Origin of the sequence: Pseudomonas sp. RC2C2 (assembly GCF_018390435.1) — a bacterium.
Lineage (GTDB): Bacteria > Pseudomonadota > Gammaproteobacteria > Pseudomonadales > Pseudomonadaceae > Aquipseudomonas > Aquipseudomonas donghuensis.
Genome location: NZ_JAHBAX010000002.1, coordinates 977,232 through 991,574, shown reverse-complemented (window position 1 = coordinate 991,574; position 14,343 = coordinate 977,232). Strand labels below are relative to the sequence as shown.

Genomic DNA, 14,343 nt, shown 5'->3' with positions numbered 1-14,343 from the left:
GGTTTCCTTACGAGCAGGGACGGACGCCGAGGTCTTCAAAGAAGCGCAGCAAGTAACCATCCGGGTCCTGGATGAGGAAGTTGCGCTGGCCTACTTGCTTTGCTTCGCTGCGGTACCAGTGGTCTTCCACCCCGCGGCGCAAGGGATAGCCTGCGGCCTCGAACGCACCGGCCAGCGCATTGGCATTTTCACACAGGATCTGCAGGTTCAGGCCACGCCCGAACGGCGCCTGCAGCGGGCCGACGCGCCATGGCGACTCGCTGTGCCAGTCCTGTTCGAGCATGATCTGGCTGTGGCCAAGCGAGAGGAATGCAAAGTTGTCCTCCGTGCGCTGGTACTCCACGGAAAAACCGCCCGTGGCGCAATAAAACCCCAGGCTGCGCTGCAGGTCGGTGACGATCAGTTCCGGCACCAGTGCGTTCATCTTGAACATAGGGATATCCATACAGAGTAACGACTGATCTCGCCTCGGTGCTCGCAGCTGAGCACGTGGTCACCGTCAGGTCGATGACCGGCACATTCTTGCCATTGCAAGCTGGCAAGGCGCCGAGTCTACAACAGGGCGGCAACTTACTTGTAGAAAATATCCAGGGTCGCACCGGCGTTGAACTCGCCAAAGCTCGGCGTCGCGGTCATCCACTTCAGGCGCGCGAGGAAGTTGTGCGAGTTGGTGGTCGACGTGGTTTTTGGCGTCAACACGAATTCTTTCTTGAACAGCAAGGCGCGCTGGTCATCTTCGTTGATCAGGCTGATCCCCACCGATTTGTTATCGGTCGGGATCAGGGTGTCCTGGCTGCTGGACAGTGTACCTGTCAGCGGCTCCAGGTAACCGCCCAGCCCATAGGCGGCATTGCAGGTGCGTTCGGTGATGGTGAACGGTACGTCCTTGATCGTCGCGCCGACTTTGGCGCCAGAGGTGCGGATCGCACCGAAATCGATCACGCTTGGCTGGATGTTGATCGACGATTCACACGGCAGGTAGCGGAACTTGTTCAGGCCTTTGACGGTGACGTTGTAACTCACCCCTGGGCGCACCCCGCCAACGCCGTCGAACTGGAACGCCCGGTAGTCACTCAGTGAGGTAATCGGCCCCTCCTTGTTATCACCGGCAGGCGACTTCTTCACGAAAAACAGCGAGTAAGTCATGGCCTTGCTTTCTTTTTGCCAGCCGCAGTTGTCGTTGGCCGGACAGCCGTTCACCCACCATCCGATATTGAGCTTGCCGCCGGTAAGCGAAGAATAGAGATAGTCCTTGCCTTCATAGGTGACACCGATTTCGATGTCCTTGCCCAGGTCCACCCGGTTCGGGTTCATGTAGAAGTAAATGTTCTCGCCGGGGCTACCCTGAATGTCCACCCAGCACTGGACATTGATGCGTTGCGTCGGTTGCCGCCAGAGGACCGTGCCGGCGGGCAATGAATTGGGAATGGCGGTGGTATCGGTAATGGTTGTGGTGTCATTGATCAGCCCCGAACTGGTCTGCTGGCATTTCAATGCGTAGCTGTGGGGGATGCTCAGGAAGAACAGAAAACCGACAAAGAACAGCTTCTTGGTAAACATGACAATGCCTTCTGAGGTAACCAGGGTCACAAGTTGCTGCGCCGCGCATGGCTTAGCCCGGCGTCGCTGATAAATGCATAAGCCACTTGGCTGACAGGCCTGTCACAGCCTTTCACGTTCAATGAATAGGACGAAAACGGCGCGATCATCAGATGATCGATGGCCTGGCCGCAGGCGACGCCTGATTGATCAAGCAAAGCGACCTCGGTCAGCGTCAGGTAATAGGGCGAGTCGTTGCGGGCCCGATAACGGCCTGCAGCAGCCGGCGACCAGTGCAGTTGTTCAACGCCAGCACTGACTGAGCCTGGCAATGGCGGCCGGTAGAACAGCTTGAGGTTGTGCTGCAAGGCAATCGCCATGGCGTTGCTATCGACGTTTTTTTTCGGAATCTGCAGCACTTTCAACAACAGGAAGGACTCCCTGTCATCCGGCAGGCCCACCCCCTGGTAAAGGATGTCGGTCGATGCCTTGCTGTTGGCGGGAATCAGCAGCAATGGCTTGGAAACAGCCATGGGCAATTCACCGGTGCCCTGCTTGTCACCCCAGTCGAGCTTGACCTGGACCAGCGCCGGTTGGTTGCCCTGGTTGACGATAATCACCGGCAATTGCTTCTGCTTGCCCTCGAAGATAAAGCGCGTGAAACCGTCGAAGGTGATGTCGGCGCGTGCCGTTGTGCTGAACAGCAAGGCCAGGAGGATGCCGATGCCGGGCAGCAGCCGGCAACGAGTGTGGCGAACGCTAATGTCGAATTTCATTCGCCGATTCTGGCGTGGCCCAGGCCCGTCACCTATCAGACGATTCCTAAAGACTGGTACGCCAGAAACTGGAGCCCGGCAGCGTCAACGGCCTGGGCATCCAGCATTGATCGATTACAGGCACGCCGGAAGGGATAACGTGTCTGCCACCACGGTGAAGGGTAAGTCGAGAATGATGAACGGCCCAATCAACGGCATCATCTCCTTGAACTCAAGCTCTGTGCCTTCAAAGCAAGAAGCAGGCCCGTAAGAGTTTGCAACAAACCAGGCGCAGCCGCTCAACTGCGAAATGGCCAGGATCAACATGAGTTTACGTAGCACGTAATGTCCTTATTACTTTCCATTGTCTGCTGCATAGACGTTGGCACGAAAAAGCAAGTCACCCGCGGCGCTCAAGCCTGGAGTAGCGCCCTCAGCGGCTCAGGAACTTCAATAACGGCTCGGGTAACCGGTGAGATGCAAACCTGTGTGAGGCTGGCGGTAAAGGCCACAACCTCTGAGGCTAAACGACCTTCGACAAGAAATGTGAACGAGTGACGCCCGACACGGGCAACACTTACCTTCATGGAAAGTTCATCATCCCACGTGACCGGATGAAGAAACTCTAGCGAAAATGCCCTTGCCGGAGGCAGTAGATCAAAACCCAGCAGGGTTCTTAATCCAGGACCGGACAGCCAGACTGCAAGTGCCTCATGGACGGCCTCAATAACGAAATACGAAAACCTCGGGGTATAGACAATCCCCTCGGGATCACAGTCACCAAACAATACTGTTCTCTTGACAATCACTGCAGTCGGCACAAGATCAATCCTTAATAGTGAGAGGCACAGCGTTAACATCCCCGTTTTTAACGCCAAGGGTTTGTACCATCACCTGTTCCAGGATGGCATAAAAAGTTTTGATATGGATCTGCTTCAGGGCCTGCGGCCGCGTCACCATGTACACATCCATGTCGGGGATGTGCAGCTCAGGGAACAACTCGATCAAGCCGTTTGCCAACATCCGAGGCAGCACGGCCACGCCAATGCCTCGCCTCACCGCTTCGAGCTGCGCAGCGAAGGAACTTACGCTGACCTGCGCGCGGTCCAGGCTCGCCGCCTTCGCTGCACGCATCTGCGGCAACATATCCAGCGGCGCAAGCAAGGCAATACTGTCGGCGATGGCCGGCGTCACGTGTGGAAATCGCTTCAGATAGCTTGCATCGGCAAAGACACCGTACGCGAGTTTGCCTACTGAGCGATAAATCAGCGACGGCTCACCCAAATGAGCGGTGCGTACGGCAATGTCAGCCGCGCCGCGCACGATCTTGTGGAAATCGGCTGTGACCTGCAACTCCACGGAGCAACTCGGGTGCAAGGACGTGAAGCGCGCCACCGCCTCCATAATGCAAGAAGAGAACCCTTCTCCGGCGCTCACCAGAACCCGCCCGGATAACGCCGAACTCGACCCGGGCACAGTGACAGTCTTTCCCCTCAAGCCTGCTTCCGCGGCCAAGGCAACTTCCACCAGCGATTGTCCTCTGGAGGTCAACCAACAGCCTTCAACGCCCCTTTCGACCAGTGGTTCGCCCAGGGCGGCTTCAAGTTGGGTTAATCGGCGTGACACGGTAGACGCCGCAAGCCCCAGCAACTGGCCCGCTTGAAGAAAGCTGCCACGCCGCGAAACGGCCAGTAACAGACGAAGATCATCCCAATTTGCGTGCATCGCCATATGCCATCTCTTCCCTGTTTTGCATAAATGCAAAGCCATTATGCAGCAGTCGCTGTTTTTCGGTGGATGCCTTGAGGGTATATCTGCAAGCCCTCCGAACAATTGGCATGGAACAAATGACTACAGGCCCTACCGAATACGCAGATCGAGCCGCTAATGCATTCAATCGCCGTGATGTAGAAGCGATGCTTGCGCTGGTTCACGAAGACTTCGTTTACCTTGATGCCATGGGGATACAAAAAGGCCGGGAGTCCATGCGCAGACGTGAAATCGCGCTTATCGACGCATTTGCTGATGCCCACGTGATCTTGACCCCATTCGTTGTCACTGAGGATCGCCTGGCGCTGACGGCCATACTGACCGGCACCTTCTCGGCCCCATTGGTACTGCCAGACCGGGTAATCCCAGCCCATGGCCGAGCTATCTGCGTGCACTACGCGGCGCACTTCACCTTCAAGGATCGACTGGCCATCCGCGAGGAGGTTTTTTTTGACACGGCAGTGTTGATGCCGTTTGCACAACAGGGTGAGGGTTGAACCATGCGCAGCGCATTCGTTACCGGCGCCACCGGTTTGTTGGGCAATAACCTGGTTCGCGAGTTGGTTGCACGTGGCTATGCGGTTAAAGCCCTGGTCCGCTCAAGAGCCAAAGGTCAACTGCAGTTCGCCGATCTGCCCTCTGTCGAGTTGGTCGTTGGGGATATGGCCGACGTCACGGCATTCGCGCCGTCGCTGCAAGGCTGCGATACGGTGTTTCATACAGCAGCGTTCTTTCGCGATAACTACAAGGGCGGCAGCCACTGGAAAACACTCGAAAAGATCAACGTCGCGGGCACGCACGAGCTGATCCACCAGGCTTATCGTGCGGGCATACGGCGGTTCATCCATACGTCTTCAATTGCCGTGCTTGACGGCGCACCTGGCAGCCCCATCGATGAGACGTGCCTGCGGGCCGAGGCCGACGCGGATGACTACTACCGCAGCAAAATACTTGCTGATCGGGTTGTCCTGGCGTTTTTGCAAGCACATCCCGAGATGCATGCCTGCATGATCCTGCCAGGCTGGATGTGGGGGCCTGGCGACATAGGTCCGACCTCCTCGGGGCAATTGATCAAGGATGTTGTGAACAGAAAACTGCCCGGATTGATCCCGGGTACCTTCTCCGTGGTCGATGCCCGTGATGTGGCATTAGCGCATATAGTCGCGGCGGATAAAGGGCGCAGAGGCGAGCGCTATCTCGCGGCAGGTCGGAACATGACCATGCGCCAGCTGGTACCCATTCTTGGACGAATCGCAGGCGTTAAGACGCCTGTTCGGCAACTCCCGCTGCCCGCGTTATACCTCCTGGCGACCGTGCAGGAGCTCTATGCGCGCCTTACCGGCAAACCCATTTTGCTGAGCATGGCGACATTGCGCCTATTGATTCGGGAGGAGCACCGTACCTGTTTTGACCATCGCAAGAGTGAGGAAGAGCTCGGCCTGACGTTTCGGGGAGTTGAGCGGACCATCACAGAGACCATAGCGTGGTACCGAGAACACGGCTGGATTGAAAAAAGCACCGCGCGCGAACCTCGCGAAACATAGTGGTCAACCGATCCCGGACGCCGTGTCAGGTTGTCCTCGGCCACGGCGGGCGCCAGCCCGCCGTTGCACTGACGCCAATCAGCGAGCGGTGGGATTCGGGCTTCGCTGCGGATCAACCCGATCAGCGACGATCGCAACTGTCTACTTCCGGCCAGCATCAGCCATCTCGGCATCGCTACCGGCTGGCTGCGGACGGTTGCGGAGGGTGCAATCCAGGCCTATGTTCCAAGCGAGGCTTTCCCTGCGACTGACACGCAACGCTTCAGCGCAGGTTACCGTCCATCCAGTGCGAATTCCCGCAGCGAGGTGACGACATGCCGAACGACTCCCGCCCTGCCGTGCTCGAACTGATCGGCAATACGCCGCTGGTGCGCGTCAGCCGCTTCGATACCGGCCCCTGCACACTGTTCCTCAAGCTCGAATCGCAAAACCCCGGAGGTTCGATCAAGGATCGCATCGGCCTGGCGATGATCGACACCGCCGAGCGCGATGGCCGCCTGCGACCCGGCGGCACCATCGTCGAGGCCACCGCCGGCAACACCGGCCTGGGCCTGGCCTTGGTCGGCCGCGCCAAGGGTTACCGGGTGGTGTTGGTGGTGCCGGACAAGATGTCCACCGAGAAAGTCCTGCACCTCAAGGCGATGGGCGCCGAGGTGCACATCACCCGCTCTGACGTCGGCAAGGGCCATCCCGACTACTACCAGGATGTTGCTGCGCGGCTGGCGCAGGAGATTCCCGACGCCTTCTTCGCCGATCAGTTCAACAACCCGGCCAACCCGTTGGCCCACGAGTGCAGCACCGCTCCGGAGATCTGGGCGCAGACCCAGCATGATCTGGATGCTATCGTCGTCGGCGTCGGCTCGGCCGGCACGCTTACCGGGCTGACCCGCTTCTTTCGCCGCCTGCAGCCGAACCTGGCCATGGTGCTGGCTGATCCGATCGGGTCGGTGGTCGCCGAATACAGCCGCAGCGGCACCCTCGGTACGCCCGGTTCCTGGGCTGTGGAAGGCATCGGCGAAGACTTCATTCCGTCTATTGCCGACCTTTCCAGTGTGCGCCAGGCCTACTCCATCAGCGACGAGGAGAGCTTCGATCACGCCCGCCAACTGCTGCGCGCCGAAGGCATTCTCGGCGGCTCTTCGACCGGCACATTGCTGGCGGCGGCACTGCGCTACTGCCGCGAGCAAACCGAGCCCAAGCGGGTCGTCAGCTTCGTCTGCGACACCGGCACCCGCTACCTGTCGAAGGTCTACAACGACCAGTGGATGACCGATCAGGGCTTGCTTGCGCGCAAGCGTTATGGCGATCTGCGCGACCTGATTGCGCGGCGTTTCGAGGATGGCCGGGTGATCAGCGTGGGCCCGGACGACACGCTGCTCACCGCCTTTCAGCGCATGCGCCTGGCTGATGTGTCGCAACTGCCGGTACTGGTGAATGGACAGCGCCTGGTCGGCGTGATCGACGAGTCCGATATTCTGCTCGGCGTGCACCAGGACGCTTCGCACTTTCATCTGACCGTGGCCAGCGCGATGACCGACAAACTGGAAACCCTGCCGCCCAGCGCCAGCCTGGCCGAGCTGCAGGCTGAGCTCGACCGTGGGCTGGTGGCGATCATCGAAGACGCTTCGGGCTTCCACGGCGTGATTACCCGCGTTGACATGCTCAATCACTTACGCAGGTCCCTACCATGAGTCAGCACGATGAAACCGGCGCGCCACGCGCCTTCGCCACCCGAGTGATCCATGCTGGACAGGCGCCGGACCCTTCGACCGGGGCACTGATGCCGCCGATTTACGCCAACTCCACCTATGCGCAGCAAAGCCCCGGTGTGCACAAGGGCCTTGACTACGGGCGCTCGCACAACCCCACGCGCTGGGCGCTGGAGCGTTGCGTGGCGGACCTTGAGGCCGGAACCCAGGCCTTCGCCTTCGCCTCCGGGCTGGCGGCGATCGCCACTGTGCTCGAACTGCTCGACACAGGCTCCCACATCGTCTCTGGCAATGACCTGTACGGCGGTACTTTCCGGCTGTTCGAACGGGTGCGCCGGCGCAGCGCCGGGCATCGCTTCAGCTTCGTCGACCTGACTGACCTGGCGGCATTCGAAGCGGCGCTGCAGGACGACACGCGGATGGTCTGGGTCGAGACACCGAGCAATCCCTTGCTACGCCTCACTGACCTCGCCGCCGTCGCGCGCACCTGTCGCGAGCGAGGCATCATCTGTGTGGCTGACAACACCTTTGCCAGCCCGTGGATTCAGCGTCCGCTGGAACTGGGCTTCGATATCGTGCTGCACTCGACGACCAAGTATCTGAACGGCCACTCCGACGTGATCGGCGGCATCGCGGTGGTCGGGCAGAACCTCGAGCTGGCCGAGCGCCTGGGCTTTCTGCAGAACGCGGTGGGTGCTATCGCCGGGCCGTTCGACGCTTTCCTCACCCTGCGCGGCGTAAAGACCCTGGCACTGCGCATGGAGCGCCACTGCAGCAATGCGCTGGAGCTGGCGCAATGGCTTGCACGTCAGCCGCAGGTTGCGCGGGTCTATTATCCGGGCCTGGCGTCGCACCCGCAGCACTCACTGGCACAGCGGCAGATGCGCGGGTTCGGCGGGATGATTTCCGTTGACCTGAACAGCGACCTGGACGGCGCCAAACGCTTCCTCGAAGCGGTACAGATATTCGCCTTGGCCGAGAGCCTTGGCGGGGTGGAAAGCCTGATCGAACACCCGGCGATCATGACCCACGCCAGCATCCCCGCACCAACCCGCGCGCAACTGGGCATCGGTGATGCGCTGGTGCGTTTGTCAGTGGGTGTCGAAGATGTCGAAGACCTGCGCGCCGACCTGGCCCAGGCATTGGCGCGGATTTAAGCGGTGGGTCGATAGCTGCTCGTGGTCGGACAAGAGCACGTTTGCACGCTATCACTTGCTGTGCTCAGGCGATCCAGACCCTGACCCTGACCCAGGCTTGATACCGCGAGGTCCGAACAGTCCCCAGACAATCAGGCCAAGCACAGGGAAGATCACAATCCCCAGAAGCCACAGGACCTTGACGCCATCACTCTTATCACTACCCAAGATGTTGATGATCGCCCAAAGGTCGACAAGAACGATGACCGCCGCGACGAACATCCAGAAATAGCTGACTGGATCTGACATGGCTGCTGCTCCCTAAAGGGTTCATACAGGGTTGGCAGCATACCTGCGGCAGGGTTCAAAATTTCGCGAGCGCCTGTCCATTGCACCCACTCAGGCATGCGCAAAGGCCGAAGCACAACGCATGCTTCGAGCCTTTATTCACGCAGACTGGATTGATCGGAGTGGCGCTGGGTGAGGATCGCCATTTTTTTGAGCTTAATGGGGTCTGGCCACGCCTTGAAGTACTTCACCACTTACGGTGTTTTGATGGGCGCTCGCTATATTGGCAAGCGAAACAATCCCCACCAAACGCTTCTGACTGTTTACAACGGGTAGTCGGCGCTTTTCTATGTCGGCCATATTACGTGCCACCGCTTCCAGCTCATCACTTTCCGTGCAGTAACAAACACTTTTTGACATGACATCACCGACCTGAGCATCCATTGACCGGCCTTCTGCAACAGCACGAAGAACGATATCGCGGTCAGTCACTATTCCTACCATTCGATCGTTTTCACCGACAACCACCGAACCAATATCCTCGGCTTGCATCATGCGCGCCACTTCTTGAAGTGTCGCCTGGGGGCGAACGGTTTTTACATCACGGCTCATAATTTCGGAGATTTTCATCTAAATTCCTCCATTCTATCCGAACAGGTCGCCGCCCAGTGTTTTCGGCGCTGGCGGCGAGGTCGCATTTATTCACGACTGGCTTCAGTCGTCACCGTGGCTTTGCGCTTATGGCTGTGTACGTAACAACTGACGCCAAACAACCCGAGGAGTTTTGTATACTCGACAAGCGGTGCTAAATTTCTCTCTTCATTACTTTTCGTGCAAACGATAGCTTGCGAAAAAATAAGGTTCTTCACGGAATTCCGGGGGCTGTGATCCTGAGGCTGGGATGGAGAGGTCAAGGTCGTGAATGGATAAACTCGCAGCCTCAACATCCCATCCCAAGGATCATAGTCCCCGAGATTCCGTGAAGAACCAAAAATAAGACCTTAACCTTTTGCACGCAAAAAGTTCGAGCACACGATATTCAGATCATCACCGCCCCCCATCGATAACGGCCCTGCCTGCTGATGGGCCGAACGATCACGCCTACCCAACGGGGGCCCACTCTACATGGCCGGTTGATCTGAAAGGGCCGAGGCCGTACTTTTCGATACAGGGCAGCTCTTCGTCGCGTTTGAGCGCAAGGGCGCTGAACACCTGACAGCACGGCTCAGCCGGGCACTGGATAATGGGTATACATCATGATGGACCGGGAATTGCTGGAGCTGGCGGCTAAGGCTGCTGGGTATGAATTCATCGAATGGACGGACTTGTGGCAAGGCGATCCTGGGCACCCGAGGGTCTGTGAAGAGGGCTTTCTAATGCTCGTTGACGAAAGTAGAGCGCTCTGGAATCCACTGGTAAATGATGGCGACGCGCTGCGCCTGGCGGTGAAGCTTGGTCTTCATATCGATTGCGCGTTTCTATGCGCAATGCCCAAAGATCTTTTTGGAAAGAACCCGGACGACTGGTCTGAGGGCGCGGATATCGATAGCGATGACGAGTGTGAATTGATGCGCCGCGCCATTGTCCATGCTGTCGCCAAGATCGGAAAATCTATCCCTTGATATCTACGACACCGGCCGTGCTGGTAGCTACGCCAGAGCGCCCCGGCCACCAGCGCCATCGACACGACTGCACCGATCGTGCATGGTGATCATCCCTATCCCGCTTGCCTCAAAGGGTTGAGCCTTTAAGCCGACCGTCCCCTTTTGCAATCATCTCAGCGTTAAATGTAGCCGTGTGATGCTGCTCTGCTTTATCAAACCAATCACAGGTCACTTGCACGCTGTAACCTTCGCTTATGTCATTATCAACATACCTGACAGTCATGACAGGGCCACCACTGTTCAAAACCACTAGATCGCCCTTCTCGAAATTCGACATGGCCTGGCTCCCTGGTTGGTTGACCCCCCTCATGGGTTGCGGCAAACCTAAGCGCAATTACCCTTGGAGAGCCCTGATCTGCGTCTGCCTCAGTATATTCTCAAACCTACGATTTCACCCGCCGCAACCGCTTGCAGGGTGATTCCTCGCCGCCGGTTCAGTTCGTAAGGGTAAGCATGGATAGCATCATCAAACTCCGTATTGGCTTAATCATCGGAGCACTCTTCGGCCTGCTACCGATCACCGTTCTTTTCTCAGTGACCCTGGTGGCTATTTTCATCCATCCCCCCTTCGTTCCCGAGGTCCCTTCGCGCACCATTCCTTTCACGCTCATCGCTTCTGCAATCTCGATGTTCGGAATCTGGTCAGGCTGGAAAATCTTCAGCATTGCAATGTCGAGCACACCCGCACTGAAAAACAAGCCACTGCTCGTCGTTGGGGTAATTGTTACCACCCTATGGGGTCTAACAATCGCCGCCTCCTTCAAGGCGTTCATCCCGCAAATTTATTGCTTCTTTCTCACGCCAGGGATCACATCAACCGTGATGCTCGTGATCGCGTGCAAGAGAGCGGCACTGACCGCGAACGAAATACCAGGTCGATAGACCGAAGACCTTCGGATTACAGTCACAACTAAGGCTTAACGGGCTTTGCTCGAACGAAAGACCCAGTAGCTCGCCGCCACTAGCACCCATGCAGCAATACCGCCATACAGCATCACCCAGCCAAACCCATGCGCCAACGCTGCATTGGCGACATCGACCGCAATCGCAGTCCCTTGGCCAGCCTGCGCCAACTCGGCAGTGTTGCCGGCTGAAATTTCCTCCGCCAGCAACCTCAGTTGCACATCATCGGGTGCGCCAGATAACTGGTCGCGCAGGGAAGACAGGATGCCTTCCACCAAGATGAATCCCATCAGTGCGATATTAATTGCAAGGCTGATCATACGAGCGCTGATATCAATGCCCGATGCCATGCCAGCACGCTCACTGGGCACCGATCCGGTGGTGGTATTGGTAACAGGCGTATTGGTCAACCCGAGTCCAATCCCGGCGATCAGGCAGCCTGGAAGCATCGTCAGCCAGCTGGCATCCGTGACGCTGCTGCCCCAATTCATCAGCAGGAACCCCAGGCCTATGGTGAACAAGCCCGCCGGGATCACGACCTCCGGCCGATAGCGCAGCGCCAGCCGTTCGCCTAACGGGGGGACAACCAACGTCGGCAACGTGTAGGCCAGCAGTGCCAGGCCGGTGCCGACACTGGCGTAGCCTAGGCCATTTTGAAAGTACAGAGGCAGGTAAATCATGAATGGCCAGAAGCTGAAGTTCATGCCGGCCGAGCCTAACAAGGCACCCGAGAAGCGGCGGATGCGCAATACAGAGAAATCGAACATGGGATCGGCATTGCGGCGCTGCGCGACGACAAAGACGATGAAGCTGACCATTGCCACAACCAGACTGGCCAGACTGGCGATGGCCAAAGCGCTGGAAAAACCTGGCGCCGCTCCCTGAGTGATGAACCAGGACAGGCCTAACACTGCCAGCGACAGCGAAGTAATGCCCAAAACATCCAACTTGCGACGCTGCGGATCGCGTGATTCATCGACACCGGCGATCACCAGCAGCAGCGCGAGCACGGCGATTGGCGCATGCACCAGGAACACCCATTGCCAATTCGACAACGCCACGATCATTGCGCCGATAATCGGACCGAACCCCAAACCGATACCGAACACGATCCCCCAAGCACTAAAAGCTTTGCCGCGTGCAGCGCCTGACTGGAATCGGTGAGACAGCACTGCCACCTGACAGATCAGCATGGCCCCGCCGGACATACCTTGCAGGAATCGGTTGACGATCAACACGCTGGCGCTTTGCGCCCATCCACAGCCCAGTGAGGTAATGCCGAAAAGCACCAGGCTAATGACGAACACACGCTTGCGCCCATACCGATCCGCCAGCGTGCCGGTGGCCATCAGCACCGTGGTGCAAGCGATGGTGTAGGCATTCATGATCCACTGCATCTCTTTGAAATCGCTGCGCAGAACCGATTCAAGCGTGGGCAGGATGGCCGGCACGCTTGAGATTTCCAGGCCGAACATCAGCGAGGCCAAGCAAACGGCGGCTATGGCGAACACATCTTTTTGCGAAGAAGAGAACTGCATTGTGATCTTCCAGATCAAGTTGATGGGGCCTGGCAAGACTGCTCTGAACGCTGTCAGGGGGCAGACGCAATAGCCTCGCCAGCGTCACCGGGCAAACGTCCAGGTGACCGCCCGCATTCTGGAAGTAATTAAAAAATGACAGAAATGATTTAATTTCGTAAGTTTCATGAGCACCCGTCATGAGTTGACTTAATGGACTTCGACCCAGCGTTATTGCGTGCTTTTGTCGCGATCAAGGAAACCGGCAGTTTCACCCGTGCCGCAGAGCGGCAGCACGTGAGCCAGTCAGCGATCAGTCATCAGATCCGGCGTTTGGAAGAACAGGCCGGTACCAGACTGCTGGTACGCACCACCCGACGTTTGACACTGACAGAAGATGGCGAAGACTTTCTGCGCCATGCCGAACAAGTCCTCAGAGCGCAGGACGCCCTTTCCCGGCGTTTCGAAGCGTCATCGATATCCGGGGCTGTGCGTTTCGGTGTACCCGAGAACTTTATCGGCGACGGCCTGCCGCCGTTACTGGCTCGGTTCGCCAGGCAATTTCCCGCAGTACGTCTGGATGTAACCGTTGGCACCTACCTCGATCTGCGCGCGCTGGTTGATAGCGATGGGCTCGATCTGGCCGTGGTCATGGCATTGCCGGACAGTCAGGCCGGCGGTACCGTGCTGCGCGAAACCCGGTTTGTCTGGGCTGCGGCGCACAGTTTCGACTTTGCCGGCGATGGCCCATTGCCGCTGGCGTTTGCCCCAGCACCCTGCGTGCACCGCCAGGTGGCCGTAGAGGCACTGAAGCGTTCCTCCGTCGAGTGGCGGGTCGCCTTTACCTCTCCTAGCCAGCAAGGGCTGCGGGCGGCGGTATTGGCGGGGCTTGCCGTCACCGCGCTACCGCTGGGCGATCTAGAGCCCGGTATGGTGGTGATTGACGGGCAACATGGCTTGCCAGCGCTGGTGGATGCTGATTTCAGACTGATATGGAGCGCCACGGGAAAGACGCCTGCGGCCAACGCATTTGGGCAACTGCTGGTGGAGATGTCTGAGTCGCCATCAATGCCGATTCCAACACTCAGCCCCTGAAGGCAAAGCGGTCCTGTAGCCATGAACAGCGCGAATTCGCCGGATTGGATGCTTGTCCTGGCCCGCGCATCAGCCCGCTTCGGCGGGCTTTTTGTTGCCTGCTATCCTGTCGTGACCTTTGGAGGATCAGCCCATGGTCACCGACAAACTCACTCTTGCCCTACTCTCCCGGCTGGCTGATGCGCAGCTTGCCTTGGCCACCTCCATGAAAGGGGTTACTCCGTCAAGCCAGGGCTATCCTGAAAAGCCCCTTCAAAGCATCGCCGAAGCCTTGGCGGTCATTGAGGCCGCCTTGGTGGAGATTGGGTTATTCAGCGATGGCGGCGATTCAAATGAGCACACCAAGCTACACTGAACTGGCCGAGAGCTCTCCCCTTTTACTGCGCTCGGCATCAGCCCGCTTCGGCGGGCTGTTCATGCGCA

The 14,343-nt window shown here is 58.3% G+C and carries 18 protein-coding genes; 8 read left to right on the top strand and 10 right to left on the bottom strand.

The annotated features are described in order from the left end of the window. Positions 1 to 7: 7 nt before the first annotated feature. The 6 genes from KHO53_RS23295 to KHO53_RS23270 form a co-directional block, all read right to left on the bottom strand. Positions 8 to 433, bottom strand: coding sequence for a bleomycin resistance protein (locus tag KHO53_RS23295; protein WP_010226483.1), 426 nt, complete (start codon positions 431 to 433; stop codon positions 8 to 10). A gap of 137 nt (positions 434 to 570) precedes the next feature. Then, entirely contained in the window at positions 571 to 1,560 is a 990-nt protein-coding gene (locus tag KHO53_RS23290; RefSeq protein ID WP_213570955.1) for a fimbrial protein, read from the bottom strand. Positions 1,561 to 1,586: 26 nt separating this feature from the next. Then, complete coding sequence (locus KHO53_RS23285; RefSeq protein ID WP_213570953.1) at positions 1,587 to 2,315, bottom strand: fimbrial biogenesis chaperone; 729 nt, start codon at positions 2,313 to 2,315, stop codon at positions 1,587 to 1,589. A 114-nt stretch (positions 2,316 to 2,429) separates the two neighbouring features. Further along, positions 2,430 to 2,636 (bottom strand): YceK/YidQ family lipoprotein, encoded by a 207-nt coding sequence (locus tag KHO53_RS23280; protein ID WP_026001512.1) that lies wholly within the window; start codon positions 2,634 to 2,636, stop codon positions 2,430 to 2,432. A gap of 71 nt (positions 2,637 to 2,707) precedes the next feature. Next, positions 2,708 to 3,115, bottom strand: coding sequence for an acyl-CoA thioesterase (locus KHO53_RS23275; protein WP_010226479.1), 408 nt, complete (start codon positions 3,113 to 3,115; stop codon positions 2,708 to 2,710). Between the two features lie 4 nt (positions 3,116 to 3,119). Then, entirely contained in the window at positions 3,120 to 4,025 is a 906-nt protein-coding gene (locus KHO53_RS23270) for a LysR family transcriptional regulator (RefSeq protein ID WP_036995680.1), read from the bottom strand. A gap of 116 nt (positions 4,026 to 4,141) precedes the next feature. Here KHO53_RS23270 and KHO53_RS23265 point away from each other — a divergent pair, with 116 nt between their 5' ends. The 4 genes from KHO53_RS23265 (at position 4,142) to KHO53_RS23250 (ending at position 8,474) form a co-directional block, all read left to right on the top strand. Next, a complete protein-coding gene (locus KHO53_RS23265) occupies positions 4,142 to 4,561 on the top strand; it encodes an ester cyclase (protein WP_010226477.1) in 420 nt (139 codons plus the stop codon). A gap of 3 nt (positions 4,562 to 4,564) precedes the next feature. Continuing rightward, positions 4,565 to 5,608: an SDR family oxidoreductase gene (locus tag KHO53_RS23260; protein ID WP_213570951.1), complete on the top strand. Its 1,044-nt coding sequence runs from the start codon at positions 4,565 to 4,567 to the stop codon at positions 5,606 to 5,608. A 314-nt stretch (positions 5,609 to 5,922) separates the two neighbouring features. Beyond that, positions 5,923 to 7,299 carry a pyridoxal-phosphate dependent enzyme gene (locus tag KHO53_RS23255; RefSeq protein ID WP_036995681.1) on the top strand — a complete coding sequence of 459 codons (1,377 nt, stop codon included), beginning with the start codon at positions 5,923 to 5,925 and terminating at the stop codon, positions 7,297 to 7,299. Then, positions 7,296 to 8,474, top strand: coding sequence for a cystathionine gamma-synthase (locus tag KHO53_RS23250; RefSeq protein ID WP_010226471.1), 1,179 nt, complete (start codon positions 7,296 to 7,298; stop codon positions 8,472 to 8,474). Before KHO53_RS23255 ends, KHO53_RS23250 begins: the two co-directional genes overlap by 4 nt. 51 nt (positions 8,475 to 8,525) lie before the next feature. On the opposite strand, the gene KHO53_RS23245 is transcribed toward KHO53_RS23250, so the two are convergent. Then, a complete protein-coding gene (locus KHO53_RS23245) occupies positions 8,526 to 8,762 on the bottom strand; it encodes a PLD nuclease N-terminal domain-containing protein (RefSeq protein ID WP_213570949.1) in 237 nt (78 codons plus the stop codon). A 195-nt stretch (positions 8,763 to 8,957) separates the two neighbouring features. Next, positions 8,958 to 9,371, bottom strand: coding sequence for a CBS domain-containing protein (locus KHO53_RS23240; protein WP_036995683.1), 414 nt, complete (start codon positions 9,369 to 9,371; stop codon positions 8,958 to 8,960). Between the two features lie 626 nt (positions 9,372 to 9,997). On the opposite strand from KHO53_RS23240, the gene KHO53_RS23235 reads away from it, so the two are divergent. Next, entirely contained in the window at positions 9,998 to 10,363 is a 366-nt protein-coding gene (locus tag KHO53_RS23235) for a hypothetical protein (RefSeq protein ID WP_213570947.1), read from the top strand. Between the two features lie 109 nt (positions 10,364 to 10,472). Here KHO53_RS23235 and KHO53_RS23230 read toward each other — a convergent pair whose 3' ends face one another. Beyond that, positions 10,473 to 10,682: a DUF2158 domain-containing protein gene (locus KHO53_RS23230; protein WP_010226463.1), complete on the bottom strand. Its 210-nt coding sequence runs from the start codon at positions 10,680 to 10,682 to the stop codon at positions 10,473 to 10,475. 176 nt (positions 10,683 to 10,858) lie between these two features. On the opposite strand from KHO53_RS23230, the gene KHO53_RS23225 reads away from it, so the two are divergent. Further along, positions 10,859 to 11,287: a hypothetical protein gene (locus KHO53_RS23225; protein ID WP_213570945.1), complete on the top strand. Its 429-nt coding sequence runs from the start codon at positions 10,859 to 10,861 to the stop codon at positions 11,285 to 11,287. A gap of 35 nt (positions 11,288 to 11,322) precedes the next feature. Here the strand turns inward: KHO53_RS23225 and KHO53_RS23220 are convergent, their stop codons facing one another. After that, positions 11,323 to 12,846, bottom strand: coding sequence for an MFS transporter (locus KHO53_RS23220; protein WP_213570943.1), 1,524 nt, complete (start codon positions 12,844 to 12,846; stop codon positions 11,323 to 11,325). A gap of 192 nt (positions 12,847 to 13,038) precedes the next feature. Between KHO53_RS23220 and KHO53_RS23215 the strand changes: the two genes are divergently transcribed. Together KHO53_RS23215 and KHO53_RS23210 are read left to right on the top strand one after the other, a co-directional pair. After that, positions 13,039 to 13,920, top strand: coding sequence for a LysR family transcriptional regulator (locus tag KHO53_RS23215; protein WP_213570942.1), 882 nt, complete (start codon positions 13,039 to 13,041; stop codon positions 13,918 to 13,920). 133 nt (positions 13,921 to 14,053) lie between these two features. Further along, positions 14,054 to 14,275: a hypothetical protein gene (locus KHO53_RS23210; RefSeq protein ID WP_010226457.1), complete on the top strand. Its 222-nt coding sequence runs from the start codon at positions 14,054 to 14,056 to the stop codon at positions 14,273 to 14,275. The last annotated feature ends 68 nt before the right edge of the window (positions 14,276 to 14,343 follow it).

Bases quoted from the DNA above. Each gene is read 5' to 3' on its own strand.
- KHO53_RS23295 (WP_010226483.1), bottom strand. From the start codon at position 433: ATGTTCAAGATGAACGCACTGGTGCCGGAACTGATCGTCACCGACCTG.
- KHO53_RS23290 (WP_213570955.1), bottom strand. From the start codon at position 1,560: ATGTTTACCAAGAAGCTGTTCTTTGTCGGTTTTCTGTTCTTCCTGAGC.
- KHO53_RS23285 (WP_213570953.1), bottom strand. From the start codon at position 2,315: ATGAAATTCGACATTAGCGTTCGCCACACTCGTTGCCGGCTGCTGCCC.
- KHO53_RS23270 (WP_036995680.1), bottom strand. From the start codon at position 4,025: ATGGCGATGCACGCAAATTGGGATGATCTTCGTCTGTTACTGGCCGTT.
- KHO53_RS23265 (WP_010226477.1), top strand. From the start codon at position 4,142: ATGACTACAGGCCCTACCGAATACGCAGATCGAGCCGCTAATGCATTC.
- KHO53_RS23260 (WP_213570951.1), top strand. From the start codon at position 4,565: ATGCGCAGCGCATTCGTTACCGGCGCCACCGGTTTGTTGGGCAATAAC.
- KHO53_RS23255 (WP_036995681.1), top strand. From the start codon at position 5,923: ATGCCGAACGACTCCCGCCCTGCCGTGCTCGAACTGATCGGCAATACG.
- KHO53_RS23250 (WP_010226471.1), top strand. From the start codon at position 7,296: ATGAGTCAGCACGATGAAACCGGCGCGCCACGCGCCTTCGCCACCCGA.
- KHO53_RS23245 (WP_213570949.1), bottom strand. From the start codon at position 8,762: ATGTCAGATCCAGTCAGCTATTTCTGGATGTTCGTCGCGGCGGTCATC.
- KHO53_RS23240 (WP_036995683.1), bottom strand. From the start codon at position 9,371: ATGAAAATCTCCGAAATTATGAGCCGTGATGTAAAAACCGTTCGCCCC.
- KHO53_RS23235 (WP_213570947.1), top strand. From the start codon at position 9,998: ATGATGGACCGGGAATTGCTGGAGCTGGCGGCTAAGGCTGCTGGGTAT.
- KHO53_RS23230 (WP_010226463.1), bottom strand. From the start codon at position 10,682: ATGTCGAATTTCGAGAAGGGCGATCTAGTGGTTTTGAACAGTGGTGGC.
- KHO53_RS23225 (WP_213570945.1), top strand. From the start codon at position 10,859: ATGGATAGCATCATCAAACTCCGTATTGGCTTAATCATCGGAGCACTC.
- KHO53_RS23220 (WP_213570943.1), bottom strand. From the start codon at position 12,846: ATGCAGTTCTCTTCTTCGCAAAAAGATGTGTTCGCCATAGCCGCCGTT.
- KHO53_RS23215 (WP_213570942.1), top strand. From the start codon at position 13,039: ATGGACTTCGACCCAGCGTTATTGCGTGCTTTTGTCGCGATCAAGGAA.
- KHO53_RS23210 (WP_010226457.1), top strand. From the start codon at position 14,054: ATGGTCACCGACAAACTCACTCTTGCCCTACTCTCCCGGCTGGCTGAT.